We start from the raw sequence: 12,143 nt of genomic DNA, 5'->3' as shown, positions 1-12,143 counted from the left end.
AGAAAATAAAAACTAAACAGAGGAACAACAAAAAATAGACATAAAAATAGCGACGTAATCTGTATTATAACGTCGCTTGTAATATTTTACTTACTTTCAGATGTATAGCTGGAATATGAGCAGTAATAACAACCATTTGATTGCGGGTATATCTTCTTTGCCGCATCGAGTGCCGTACTGCATGCAGTATGATAACCCAGTGCATCACAATTATTCAACCCAGGACTGTGGCTACATGTTGCTGTATGAATTTCATGATCGCCGTTATCTTGCGTATTTTTATCAACATAAAACAAACTCATAATCACCTCTGAATAGTAGTATTCTTGAGTAAAGACATTACTCCTATCAAATTGTAGGAGATACTCAATAATCCCAATAGTTAGATTTGTATCACTTTCAGTAAGCAACATTCACCCCTAAATAATAATACTGTGATTAATTCGTTTTATTTCAATATTTCCCTCAACCTTTTTGTTACATTATTCCATTACACATTCTTTATGACTCTAATTCCACTTCATCAGACAATGGCCGTTTCTTCAATGCCAGCACCGCCAAAATAAAGGCCACCACCGCGACAGCTGCCATCACAAGGTAAGTCGTATTAAACCCAGATTCTAACAATTGCGTCTCAACGCCAGCCAAACCATTCGTACTATCTGCCAATACATTCTCTGGCAATTGAAAATGGAAGATCGCAGAACAAACAGCCACACCAATAGCACCGCCTAGCTCACGCCCAAAATTAAACAATGACATCCCAATACCACGATCTCGCGGTGGTAATACGTTTTGTACAACCACACTTAACGCTGGCAACGTAAAACCAAGGCCAATACCGGCAAAGATAAGCGCTAGTTTCACTTCAAAATCAAAATGTAATTGCCATAAAGCCAATGATGTCATTAAAAAGCCAAGTACAACGAAAATCTTATAATTACCCCATCGTGCAATTAATTTACCGCCAATAAATGCCCCCGTTGTAATACTAAACATAAAGATCATCATAAATAATCCACTCTCTGATGCTGTTAGTCCTTTTTGCCATTGAAGCTGTAAAGGGAAATACACTAACACGGCAAACATCAGTAACTGTGAACATAAAATCAAACTAACACTGACTAAATAACCAGGCAGACGCGCTAAACGGGCAGGAAGAATGGGATCCTTCGCGAATTTTTCTACAATATAAAGCAGTATTAACGATAATAATAACGCGCCTGATACCCAACCTATCGGGAGTTGAGATTCCGGCGATAACAATAATAATACCAGTGTCGTTACACTAATAAGTAACGCAGCACCTTTCCAATCAAACGGTGATTTTCGACCTTTACTTAAATGAGATAACGTACGATTAACCATTAATAAAGCCAGTAAACCTAACGGTAAATTGATCCAAAAAATCCAGCGCCAATTAAGATGTTCGGCAAAGAAACCACCCAGTAATGGCCCTGCAATACTGGATACTGCATAAACAATCGAGATATAACCTTGATATTTACCTACAATACGAGCGGGAATACTGTCGGCAATCACGGTAAAGGCTAATGCAATTAAACCACCGCCACCCAGTCCTTGCAAAACACGACTTGCAATTAACTGCCCTAACGTATCGGATAAACCACACGCAATAGAGCCCAGCATAAATAAAACAATACTTACGTTGAGCATTTTTACACGCCCGAAAATATCACTTAATTTACCATACACAGGAAGTACGGCTGTTGCTGCCAACAAATAAGCAGTTACAACCCATGTTAATGCTTGTCCTGCATTTAAGTCTTGGCCAATAAGAGATAATGGCGTGGTAACAATACTTTTTTCTAACGAGCCTAAAGCAATAACAAGCGCGACACTGGCAAATATACGTTGGGGTGACATTCCTTTTCCTTTATTTAAGTATACAAATACAACTCACTGTATTGCTTCATTATATTTAAAAACATCATCATCAAAACAGTTTGAATAATTTGTTAATATCTAAATAAAATCAATACTCTATCCCAATATTTAGTTTAATACTTTCTCTTTAATCACTGTCATTACACCTTGGTCATTGTTACTCGGTGCATGAAAGCGCGCTAGTTGTTTAATTTCAGGATGCGCATTGTCCATCGCATAACTAAAATAGGTTTCTTTTAGCATTTCAACATCATTTAAAAAGTCACCAAAACTCATACTTTCTTCAAATGTAAAATTAAATATACGTTGTAATTCTTTAATTGCTGTACCTTTAGAGGCGGTTTTATGCATCACATCTAGCCACACTTTAGCACTGATCACAACTTGATGAGTTTGGGAATATAACGGAGAAATAATCGGATACACTAGCGCTTCTGTACCATTAAAATTAAGTACTGCAATCTTAATAAATTCATCATCGACAGCCAGTAAATCATTAACGAATTCAAGATTATGGTAATATTTTTTGATTTCTTCTAGCGCGTGTTTATCTGTTGTTTCAGTATAAGCAGAGTTTTTACCGCAGAGAACAATAAAGGTATTTTCAATCGTTTTAATGCTATTAATAATGGCATGAATTTCAGGGGTAGGAATAGTTGAACTATAGAGTTCTTTGCCTTGGTGCATGACTAATGTACCGTTTTCAGCAATAAACAACATCTTATCTTTAATTGGCTCGAACGTATTTGCTAAGCTCTGATACTGCCGACCAGATGCAGCAGCAAAAAGAATGTTTTTAGCATCCAGTTGATTAAACACTGCGTAAAAATCAGCAGGAAGCGCCTTATCATCATTCAGTAACGTGCCATCCATATCTGTTGCGATAAATTTGATTGAAGATGTCATAAACAGTAATTATTCCAACATGTTATTATTAATGTTTAATATTCTACCTGTTAATGATATTAATTTTAATAAAAAAAACACCATTACATTACATAATGGTGTTCTTTCAGCTGGGTAATTAGTGATGATTATTGTTCTTTTTTTGCTTTAATGTTGGTTTTACCTCTGTACGACAACATCCCCCAACATTTTCTTTTTTCGCTTTTAGGTATAACTGTATAAATAAAAAGAACATGAAGAATAAAAAAACAACAACAGAAATAATGACATATAAAGGAAATAGTTCATCTGTATTCATAAAATGCTCCTTGATTATGCAACGTGTCAATACACCTAAATAAGAATGTAATTCATTACCAATATTTGTCAATGGAATTTATAACCTTACTTAGGTTGTAAACGGTTGTACCTTACTTCTTATTCGTGACGCTGTAACACTTGTTGTTTGATCACAGTTACGACGCCCTGCTCATTATTACTGGGGGCCATAAATCGAGCTAGTTTTTTAATTTCAGGATGGGCATTACTCATTGCGTAACTAAAATAGGTTTCATTAAGCATTTCGACATCGTTGAAGAAATCACCAAAACTCATACTATTTTCAAACGTAAATCCAAATTGATCACGCATTGCCTTAATCGCCTGCCCTTTTGATGCCTGTTTATCCATAAAATCTAACCATGTTTTACCACTAACAACGACTTGATGGGTATCAGAAAATAAAGGGGCAACAAAAGGATAAATATGTTCTTCAGTACCGTTAAAGTTTAATACTGATATTTTAATCACCTCATCATCAACATCTAATAAGTCATCAACAAACATAATCTGATGGCAATATTTCATGATTTCTTGCTGAGCCTGCTTATCTTTAGTCTCTGTGTAAGCTGATTTTTTGCCACATAAAACAATGTGTGTATGTTCAATATTACGGACGGTATTAATAATAGTATCCGTTTCAGTTTTAGGAATGGTTGCACTGTAAAGTTCTTTACCTTGATACATCACTAAAGTGCCATTCTCGGCAATAAAAAGTATCTTATCTTTTATGGATTCAAACATTTTTAATAACGTGAAATATTGTCGACCAGACGCAGCAGCAAATAAAATATCTCTGGCATCTAACGCATTAAATACGTCTAAAAAATCATGAGGAAGCTCATTTACATCATTCAGTAAAGTGCCATCCATATCTGTTGCAATAAATTTTATCGGTAATGCCATTACTATTATTACTCCGATTATATGTAACCTAATTAAGTGACAATATATTACCTCTAAATTCTCTACTAGCATATAACAGCGATACTCTTTATCTTCAAAGAGTGTCACTATATATTATAGAATAACCTTTATTTTATAATTACTTATCTGCCGCTGATAATGGTTTTTTATTGTGTTCCACAACCATTATTGCGATGGCTAGAAATAGAATGTCTTTGACTAAAAAAAAGTTGGCAATGGGAACACCATCAACCACTTTCCAAGTATTTGGTGTATTTATACCCTACCGTTGTTGCTGGTGGCGATACGGTATTTGTCCTTAAACTGTCCATATTGATCCTATCAAACTAAACCATTCAGTTTGATTTAGTTTGTGGCATATCACCTGTCAAGTATTTTGAACTAAACAGTTTATTTTGTTATGATCGGGATAATGACAACAGAGGTGAAGATCTATGAATAAGCAACAAGAAAAGCGATTAAACATCGTCAATAAAACAATTACTTTATGTGCGCAATATGGCTTTCATGGTACTAGTATGGATAGTATTACATCTGCAACAGGAGTATCTAAAGCGACTATTTATAAGTATTTCATTTCAAAAGAAAATTTAATAAAAGAAGCCCTATCTTTATTCAGTGAACGAGCATTAAATAGTCTAAATATTATTTTTGCAGATCCTACATTAACATTAGAACAAAAGCTTTCAGAACGATTTGAAATATTAGTGTCATTAATGAAAGATGACTTATTCAATGGCTGTTATTTTCAATTGGCCTATAGTGAATTTAACCATATCGACGATAATATTGCTAAAATATGTAGCGGCTACAAAAATGCACGTGTAAATATGATTAAAGATTTATTAACTGAATATAACATTCATAATGCTGAGCTTAAATCACAACAAGCAGAGCTAATTTTTAATGGATTATTAGCATCATTACAAATAACAAAAAATACACAATTAATACCAATGGCAAAAGAAATGTATCTCAATGTTATTTTTAATGATAATAAATGAACCATTTAATTAAATAGCTATTATAAATATATGATAGCTATTTAAATTCGCGTATAACAGCATAATTAAAAACGATACTACTTTGAAACCGATCACATATTTATCATAATTATCTTTGCGAAAAATCATTCCAATGGCATAAAGATGAAAGAAAATTAATTAATATAATCATCTATAATTTAATATGTATTTACCCTCTAAACTTATAAGTATGCACATGAAAAAAGGACAATTCATATGAAACTTTATTTTATATTCTGTTTATTATTTATCTCAACATCTGCTTTCTCTAGCACAGAGGTCATAAATTCAAAATTCCATCATCCGGGCAATAAGAAAAACATCCAAAAAGTCATCACACCAACCATTATTGATAATAGAGTGATCAATTCAAAATTTCATCATCCCGGCAATAAAGAACATCATGTTATAAAGAAAAATAAAAACAAATAATCGTGATTAAGCAGCAACAAAAAAGGAGCCATGGCAATTACACGTAATACTACGCATAATTGCCTTTGGCTCCTGCTCTATCACATTACTTTTGGGCGCTCACACCCATTAAATGATCAACTTTCTGTATATTCTTAAAACCAACAGCCTTTAATCGACGAATAACCCCATCAACAAAACCACTGCCTTTTTTCATGATATGCGGATTACCCGTGTAATGAAAAAGACGTCCATCTTGACGTAATACACGGTAAATCTCACTGTAAAATTCTTCGCTATATAGCTCACCAGCAAGAGAAAAACGTGGTGGATCGTGAATAACAGCATCAAAAGAAATTGAAGGCATTGTCTCAATCAATTCAAAGCTACTGCCTTGACGTTGTTCAATCCCATCCTTGTTCAAATCGCTTGACCAAGGATTCTGAGCGCGTAAACCCATTACCGATTCACTTAACTCAATGGTTAATACTTTTTTAGCGCCTAACCGGTGTGCAGCAATCGCGGCGTAGCCTAAACCACTGCAACAATCGAGCACATTATCACCGCTACGAACCGCTTGCTTAGCCATTTCAGAAGCACTTTTAAAAGGGTCAGTTCCTTTTGATATGTGCATTTTAACACCACTGATCTCAAGTAGTGGCGCACCATCTGTAGGTGCTAATTTGTAATAACCTACACTGCGATCTTCTAATGGATCGATATCGCCATCATTACAAAGATAAATTCTCTGCGTCTTTTTAACGATTTTTTTAAGATCAGCAATAGAAAGATGGTTATCTTCATCAAGAATTAAACCTTGATCATTAACGACAAAGTCTTGCTCAGTGAGATTAAGATCTGTCGATATTCGGACGCTAGAAAGTCCTTGCTTGATGGCATCTAATGCCTGTTGCGCATTTTTGGTATGAAGGTAATAGCCAAGCATAGTTCATTTATCTAATTGGAAACACTGACGGTATTATAACATAAAACAGAACGGTCATATCGCCATCGTAACTCACCAAGTCACCCCACCTTAAATCAACAATATCATCACGGTTTAATAATGTATTTCAGCATATTAATTATCTTCTACGCTAATGATCGCCATCATGATGAAACATCATTTACAACCATTCTTTATCAGTATTTTAACCTCAAATCAGAACTTATATTATTCACTAAATGAATACAAATAATCACAACTGATTAAATACAGATAGAATATGAATTAAAATCGAAACCAAAAAACTCCAATTAATCAATTTATTAGAAGAGTATCCCATTATGAAATATAAAACCTGACTCTTATTATTGGCTCTATTAATGTAGCAAAACAATGCAACCATTTACATTGTCGGTGAGTGTTATTCATCACTGTAATTAAAATGAGTTATTAAAATAAAGGACTGTCATGAACAAGGCATATTTGTTATTAACGTTATTAATCCCTTTTGCTGCAACTGCTTCTGATAACGTTCAACATATTGAAAATCAACCATCACAACCAAATGCGATCACTCAACCTGATAATACTTATACCTACGTAAAATGCTGGTATCGCACCAGTATTAGCCACGATGAACCCGCAACAGATTGGGTGTGGGCTAAAAATAGCGATAATAGTTATTATAAACTGCCGGGTTATTGGTGGTCGTCTATTTCATTTAAAAATATGTTTTATACTGATGTGTCAAATAAAGCAATCGCACAACGCTGCGCTGCGTCTATTGATACTGATAATAAAAATGCTGACATTACGTTTTATGCTTCAGATATAAAGGCATCTTATAGCCACACAATCTGGAGTAACGATACAGCTAACCAAGCCAATACAATCAATAGAATCGTCGCTTTTGGTGATAGCCTTTCAGATACGGGTAATACTTTTAATGGCTCACAATGGGTATTTCCAAATAGTAATAGCTGGTTCCTAGGTCATTTCAGTAATGGTTTAGTTTGGACAGAATATTTGGCTGACGCTAAAAATTTACCATTATATAACTGGGCTGTTGGTGGTGCTGCGGGTGTCAATGAATATGGCATTCTTACTGGTATTTATGACCAAATTTCATCGTTCAACACATACATGAAATCTGCAAATAATTATCACATTGAAAATACGTTATTTACTCTAGAGTTTGGTCTTAATGACTTTATGAATTATGACCGTAACGTAATTGAAGTAAAAAATGATTACAGTACCGCGTTGATCCGTTTAACCGATGCTGGTGCCAAAAATATTTTACTGATGACATTACCTGATGCGAGCAAAGCACCTCAATTTAAATACGCCACCGCAGATAAAGTCGCTTTAGTTAGTCAGCAAATTAAACAATTCAATCTCTTTATAAAAGAACAAGCAACTTATTATAAACAAAAAGGCATCAACATTACGTTTGTCGACGCATATCAGATATTTGAAAACGTAACTTCAGAACCTCAAAAATATGGTTTTGTGAATGCTAAAGATGCTTGTATGAACATTAATCGTAGCTCATTTAAAGATTATTTAATGAGCCACGCACTTACTAATGATTGCGCACAACATGGTTCAGATAAATATGTCTTCTGGGGAGTTACCCACCCAACCACAGCGATGCACAAATATATCGCTCAAAAAATTATTACCAGTGTTTCAATAAACTAAAGAGTGTTAATACTATTGGCACTAGCTTTCGGTTAGTGCCAATGATCTAGCATAAAACCATTAATAACTTACCTTAACATCTCAAGAAACAGAGCAAGCCCAATTTAAATACGATGCCTTTTCACTCTTATTTGAGTTATACATATTGGATGTGAGCATACATAGTCACTTTATAGCAGTGTGATCTTAGTCGAAAATGCAAAACAGTTGCGCCAGAAGGTAATAATTTTAATTCTTTAAAAATCAAAATGATAACAAACCTACCACCCGATAGGTAGATAAATGATTTGACGTTAAAAACAAATCACCTTATATTTAAAACCAATGAAGCGAAGCACAAACTATTTAATTTAGATGCTCGCTTCTTTTTTTAATCACGCACCTACCAACTAGTAGGTAGTCAAATAATAAAGGGATACATTATGTTTACTACATCATCAATTGCACTCATCGTTGGCGGTTCATCAGGTATGGGTAAAGCAACCGCAGAACGCTTATTAACCGCAGGGATTCCTGTTATGATTTTATCTCACAATGCAGAAAACCTAGCCACTGCAAAAGCCGATTTAGAACAACGTACAGGCGGCATTGTTGAAACAGCACAAGTTGATTTATATAACCCTGCAGACGTGAATACTTTTATTGGTCAACTTGAAAACGAAAACCGCCATATTGGCTATCTAGTTAACGCTGCTGGTTTTTTTAAACCGGTAAGTTTTCTAGAACATACTGAAAAAGATTACAATCTTCAATTAGATATCAACAAAGCATTTTTCTTCATTACTCAAGCCGTTGCAAAAAACATGCAACAACATGGTGGTGGTTCAATCGTAAATATTGGTTCAATGTGGGCACATCAAGCAATTAAAGCAACCCCATCATCGGCTTATTCAATGCAAAAAGCAGCCTTACATGCGTTCACCCGCAATTTAGCGATGGAATTAGCAGATTACAATATTCGTGCTAATGCTGTCGCCCCTGCGGTTGTACTGTCAACTATCTATAAGTCATTCATTGCTGAAGATGAAATTGAAACCGCTCTACAAGGATTTAATGATTTTCACCCTATTGGACGCATCGGCTCAACCACCGATATTGCAGATGCGATTGAGTTTTTATTATCAGATAAAGCAAAATGGATCACAGGTACGGTGCTTGACGTCGATGGCGGCGTGATGGCGGGACGCAATTAATACACAGAAACAATAACAGTCATTTTTTATTGAATAATGGCGATGAATACGTCGCCATTACCTTTCTACTCATAGGTAGAAAAAATTGTGATCTTTAATTCTAAATATTAGATATCAACAAAGCATTTTTCTTCATTACTCAAGCCGTTGCAAAAAACATGCAACAACATGGTGGTGGTTCAATCGTAAATATTGGTTCAATGTGGGCACATCAAGCAATTAAAGCAACCCCATCATCGGCTTATTCAATGCAAAAAGCAGCCTTACATGCGTTCACCCGCAATTTAGCGATGGAATTAGCAGATTACAATATTCGTGCTAATGCTGTCGCCCCTGCGGTTGTACTGTCAACTATCTATAAGTCATTCATTGCTGAAGATGAAATTGAAACCGCTCTACAAGGATTTAATGATTTTCACCCTATTGGACGCATCGGCTCAACCACCGATATTGCAGATGCGATTGAGTTTTTATTATCAGATAAAGCAAAATGGATCACAGGTACGGTGCTTGACGTCGATGGCGGCGTGATGGCGGGACGCAATTAATACACAGAAACAATAACAGTCATTTTTTATTGAATAATGGCGATGAATACGTCGCCATTACCTTTCTACTCATAGGTAGAAAAAATTGTGATCTTTAATTCTAAATGATAGATTATTGATCTTCTTAGTAATGTGAATATCAATGATGAAAGACATTAATCCTACAGCAGCAAAAATTGCTGATATTGCCGAAAAATACATTCAATGTCGTGGTTTTAACGGGTTTAGTTTTCGTGATATTCAAGATGAACTGGGTATAAAAACAGCCAGCATTCATTATCATTATAAAACTAAACAAGATTTAGCCATCGTTGTATTTGAACGTTACCTTGCACGGTATAAAACGGCGTTAATAACCATCGAACAACAACATGTAACCGCTGCCGATAAATTAAAAGCGTTAGCTAATATTTTTATTACAGTGCGTGATGAAGATAAACTTTGTTTATGTGGTATGTATGCATCGGATTTTTATTCTCTCACTAATAGCTTAGAAATTCAGCTTGATCGATTCGTTACCTTTAATGAGCAATGGATAGAACAAGTAATAACAGCAGGTATTAACAACGGTGAATTTCCATCACAATTAATTGCCACAGATGCCGCACGCCTTTATTTTGTGTCATTAGAAGGTTCTATGCTTATTTCACAATTTAAAGATGCTGATTATATTCAAGCAGTAGTTAACAACTACTTTAGTGTCGTTTTAAACGTCACATAAAATACTGCCGTCACCCTGTGATTTTTTACAGCGACGTTGCACTTTATAGTGTGCCATATCTTCTGTTACACCAACATCAGCAAGAACATCACGCAATGGTGCAGTGTACAAATATTTCATTTAAAGATAAAAATAGAATTTAACCGTTTCATCATTAACCAATAAAAAAGGTGCACTCAGTACACCTTCTTATCATGCTTATTTGTAATATCAATAAACAGTTAGTTACCAAAGATTTTTAATTTGAGCCAGATGATTTGGCAAATCTTGTGGTTTTTCACAACACACTTGCTCCATCACTTGTTGAAGTTGTTTTTTCAACATATTCATTGCGTGATAACCCCCATTTTGACCAAGAGCACCCACACTGTACATAAAACTACGGCCCATAAATGTAAAGTCCATGCCCGCCGCCAGCGTACAAGCAACATCAGAACCTTCTCTAATACCACTATCCATCATAATGGTTGTTTGGCCTTTACAAGCATTAAGAATTTCAATGCCTTTACTGATGGTTGATGGACCCGCATCCAATTGACGTCCACCGTGGTTTGAAACGATGATCCCATCAAGACCGATTTCAATCGCTTTTTTTGCATCTTCAACAGTCGATAACCCTTTTAGCACTAAGTTACCGTCCCACTTATCACGTAACTTACGTACTTTCTCTTCACTTAAACGTCCATTAAATGTTTTATCCATAAATAACGCTAAGTGGTGCATATTCATCGAACCAGACATATATTTGGTTCACGATTTAAATTCCGGCTTGCCTTTAATTAATGTCTCCAATGCCCATTCAGGAGAAAGCATAATTTGCAGCATATTTTCTGCTGTCATTTTTGGCGGCATCGCCAATCCATTTTTTATTTCTTTAGGACGATAAGCAAAGGTTGGAACATCAGATAGTAAGACTAAGGTTTTAACCCCTGCCGCCTTACAACGAGCAAGTAAATCATCTGTAATAGCATCATCAACAGGGTGATAAAGTTGAAACCACATTTTACCCTCAGTAATTTCAGCAATAGTTTCAATCGACGCAGTAGAAACCGTACTCAATACAAACGGTACATTATGATCAAAAGCCGCTTTCGCTAAAATCTCAGGTGCTTGCGGCCAAATTAAGCCTTGAAGTCCAACGGGGCTTACACCAAATGGCGCATCGTAAGTTTCACCAAACAATGTAGTTTTTAAAGATACATCCTTATAATCTCTTAAATAATAAGGAATAAGTTCAAGCTTACGAATATCATCTGTGTTTCGTCTTAAACCAATTTCATTGTTACAACCGCCATCTACGTATTCAAACGCAAACTTCGGTAACCGTGATTTGGCTTTTTTTCTTAGATGATCGATGGATGGATATGCAGTATTAAAATAGTCTTTCATGACACTTCCTTTATTATTTTGATAATATTTTTATTGGAATTCATAACTGAACTTTATCTTTCTATTACATATATATCACAAAAAAAACAAACAACTATCGCTTTTACACGCTATAAGTAAGAATTTACATTTCAATATTTAATGTAT

11 protein-coding genes and 3 pseudogenes are annotated in these 12,143 nt (G+C 35.1%); 5 read left to right on the top strand and 9 right to left on the bottom strand.

What is annotated here, in order from left to right; all coding sequences use genetic code 11:
• Positions 1-86: 86 nt before the first annotated feature.
• From C9J51_RS08125 to C9J51_RS08100, 6 genes and pseudogenes are all read right to left on the bottom strand, one after another.
• Positions 87-302 (bottom strand): hypothetical protein, encoded by a 216-nt coding sequence (locus C9J51_RS08125; RefSeq protein ID WP_082301553.1) that lies wholly within the window; start codon positions 300-302, stop codon positions 87-89.
• A gap of 199 nt (positions 303-501) precedes the next feature.
• Positions 502-1,887 carry an MDR family MFS transporter gene (locus C9J51_RS08120; RefSeq protein WP_045040730.1) on the bottom strand — a complete coding sequence of 462 codons (1,386 nt, stop codon included), beginning with the start codon at positions 1,885-1,887 and terminating at the stop codon, positions 502-504.
• A gap of 129 nt (positions 1,888-2,016) precedes the next feature.
• Entirely contained in the window at positions 2,017-2,814 is a 798-nt protein-coding gene (locus C9J51_RS08115; protein WP_045038268.1) for a Cof-type HAD-IIB family hydrolase, read from the bottom strand.
• Positions 2,815-2,932: 118 nt separating this feature from the next.
• Positions 2,933-3,112 (bottom strand): hypothetical protein, encoded by a 180-nt coding sequence (locus C9J51_RS08110; RefSeq protein WP_045038267.1) that lies wholly within the window; start codon positions 3,110-3,112, stop codon positions 2,933-2,935.
• Positions 3,113-3,231: 119 nt separating this feature from the next.
• Positions 3,232-4,038 (bottom strand): Cof-type HAD-IIB family hydrolase, encoded by an 807-nt coding sequence (locus tag C9J51_RS08105; RefSeq protein ID WP_045040729.1) that lies wholly within the window; start codon positions 4,036-4,038, stop codon positions 3,232-3,234.
• A 139-nt stretch (positions 4,039-4,177) separates the two neighbouring features.
• A pseudogene (locus C9J51_RS08100) lies at positions 4,178-4,318 on the bottom strand (DUF417 family protein); the annotation flags it as partial.
• A 175-nt stretch (positions 4,319-4,493) separates the two neighbouring features.
• Between C9J51_RS08100 and C9J51_RS08095 the strand changes: the two are divergent.
• A complete protein-coding gene (locus tag C9J51_RS08095) occupies positions 4,494-5,063 on the top strand; it encodes a TetR/AcrR family transcriptional regulator (RefSeq protein ID WP_045038265.1) in 570 nt (189 codons plus the stop codon).
• Positions 5,064-5,601: 538 nt separating this feature from the next.
• Here the strand turns inward: C9J51_RS08095 and C9J51_RS08085 are convergent.
• The gene (locus C9J51_RS08085; protein ID WP_045038263.1) at positions 5,602-6,441 is read right to left on the bottom strand and encodes a class I SAM-dependent methyltransferase; all 840 of its coding nucleotides are present in this window, start codon (positions 6,439-6,441) and stop codon (positions 5,602-5,604) included.
• Between the two features lie 468 nt (positions 6,442-6,909).
• Between C9J51_RS08085 and C9J51_RS08080 the strand changes: the two genes are divergently transcribed.
• The 4 genes and pseudogenes from C9J51_RS08080 (at position 6,910) to C9J51_RS08065 (ending at position 10,607) form a co-directional block, all read left to right on the top strand.
• Positions 6,910-8,145: an SGNH/GDSL hydrolase family protein gene (locus C9J51_RS08080; RefSeq protein WP_107237018.1), complete on the top strand. Its 1,236-nt coding sequence runs from the start codon at positions 6,910-6,912 to the stop codon at positions 8,143-8,145.
• 422 nt (positions 8,146-8,567) lie between these two features.
• Entirely contained in the window at positions 8,568-9,338 is a 771-nt protein-coding gene (locus tag C9J51_RS08075; protein ID WP_045040727.1) for an SDR family NAD(P)-dependent oxidoreductase, read from the top strand.
• A 107-nt stretch (positions 9,339-9,445) separates the two neighbouring features.
• Positions 9,446-9,886: pseudogene (locus C9J51_RS08070) on the top strand (SDR family NAD(P)-dependent oxidoreductase); the annotation flags it as partial.
• A gap of 145 nt (positions 9,887-10,031) precedes the next feature.
• Positions 10,032-10,607 carry a TetR/AcrR family transcriptional regulator gene (locus C9J51_RS08065; protein WP_045040745.1) on the top strand — a complete coding sequence of 192 codons (576 nt, stop codon included), beginning with the start codon at positions 10,032-10,034 and terminating at the stop codon, positions 10,605-10,607.
• Here the strand turns inward: C9J51_RS08065 and C9J51_RS19705 are convergent.
• Both C9J51_RS19705 and C9J51_RS08060 read right to left on the bottom strand, forming a co-directional pair.
• Positions 10,593-10,727 (bottom strand): hypothetical protein, encoded by a 135-nt coding sequence (locus C9J51_RS19705; protein WP_255418358.1) that lies wholly within the window; start codon positions 10,725-10,727, stop codon positions 10,593-10,595. The two genes, C9J51_RS08065 and C9J51_RS19705, sit on opposite strands and share 15 nt — an antisense overlap.
• Before the next feature lie 105 nt (positions 10,728-10,832).
• A pseudogene (locus C9J51_RS08060) lies at positions 10,833-11,996 on the bottom strand (alpha-hydroxy acid oxidase).
• Between the last annotated feature and the right edge of the window lie 147 nt (positions 11,997-12,143).

The sequence above is a fragment of the Photobacterium iliopiscarium genome (assembly GCF_003026395.1).
Lineage (GTDB): Bacteria > Pseudomonadota > Gammaproteobacteria > Enterobacterales > Vibrionaceae > Photobacterium > Photobacterium iliopiscarium.
The sequence above is the reverse complement of the archived record's forward strand: the minus strand, read 5'-3'. Positions and strand labels throughout refer to the sequence as shown.

Coding starts and splice junctions, on each gene's coding strand:
- C9J51_RS08080 (WP_107237018.1), top strand. CDS start 6,910: ATGAACAAGGCATATTTGTTATTAACGTTATTAATCCCTTTTGCTGCA.
- C9J51_RS08125 (WP_082301553.1), bottom strand. CDS start 302: ATGAGTTTGTTTTATGTTGATAAAAATACGCAAGATAACGGCGATCAT.
- C9J51_RS08110 (WP_045038267.1), bottom strand. CDS start 3,112: ATGAATACAGATGAACTATTTCCTTTATATGTCATTATTTCTGTTGTT.
- C9J51_RS08085 (WP_045038263.1), bottom strand. CDS start 6,441: ATGCTTGGCTATTACCTTCATACCAAAAATGCGCAACAGGCATTAGAT.
- C9J51_RS08095 (WP_045038265.1), top strand. CDS start 4,494: ATGAATAAGCAACAAGAAAAGCGATTAAACATCGTCAATAAAACAATT.
- C9J51_RS08075 (WP_045040727.1), top strand. CDS start 8,568: ATGTTTACTACATCATCAATTGCACTCATCGTTGGCGGTTCATCAGGT.
- C9J51_RS08105 (WP_045040729.1), bottom strand. CDS start 4,038: ATGGCATTACCGATAAAATTTATTGCAACAGATATGGATGGCACTTTA.
- C9J51_RS08120 (WP_045040730.1), bottom strand. CDS start 1,887: ATGTCACCCCAACGTATATTTGCCAGTGTCGCGCTTGTTATTGCTTTA.
- C9J51_RS19705 (WP_255418358.1), bottom strand. CDS start 10,727: ATGAAATATTTGTACACTGCACCATTGCGTGATGTTCTTGCTGATGTT.
- C9J51_RS08115 (WP_045038268.1), bottom strand. CDS start 2,814: ATGACATCTTCAATCAAATTTATCGCAACAGATATGGATGGCACGTTA.
- C9J51_RS08065 (WP_045040745.1), top strand. CDS start 10,032: ATGAAAGACATTAATCCTACAGCAGCAAAAATTGCTGATATTGCCGAA.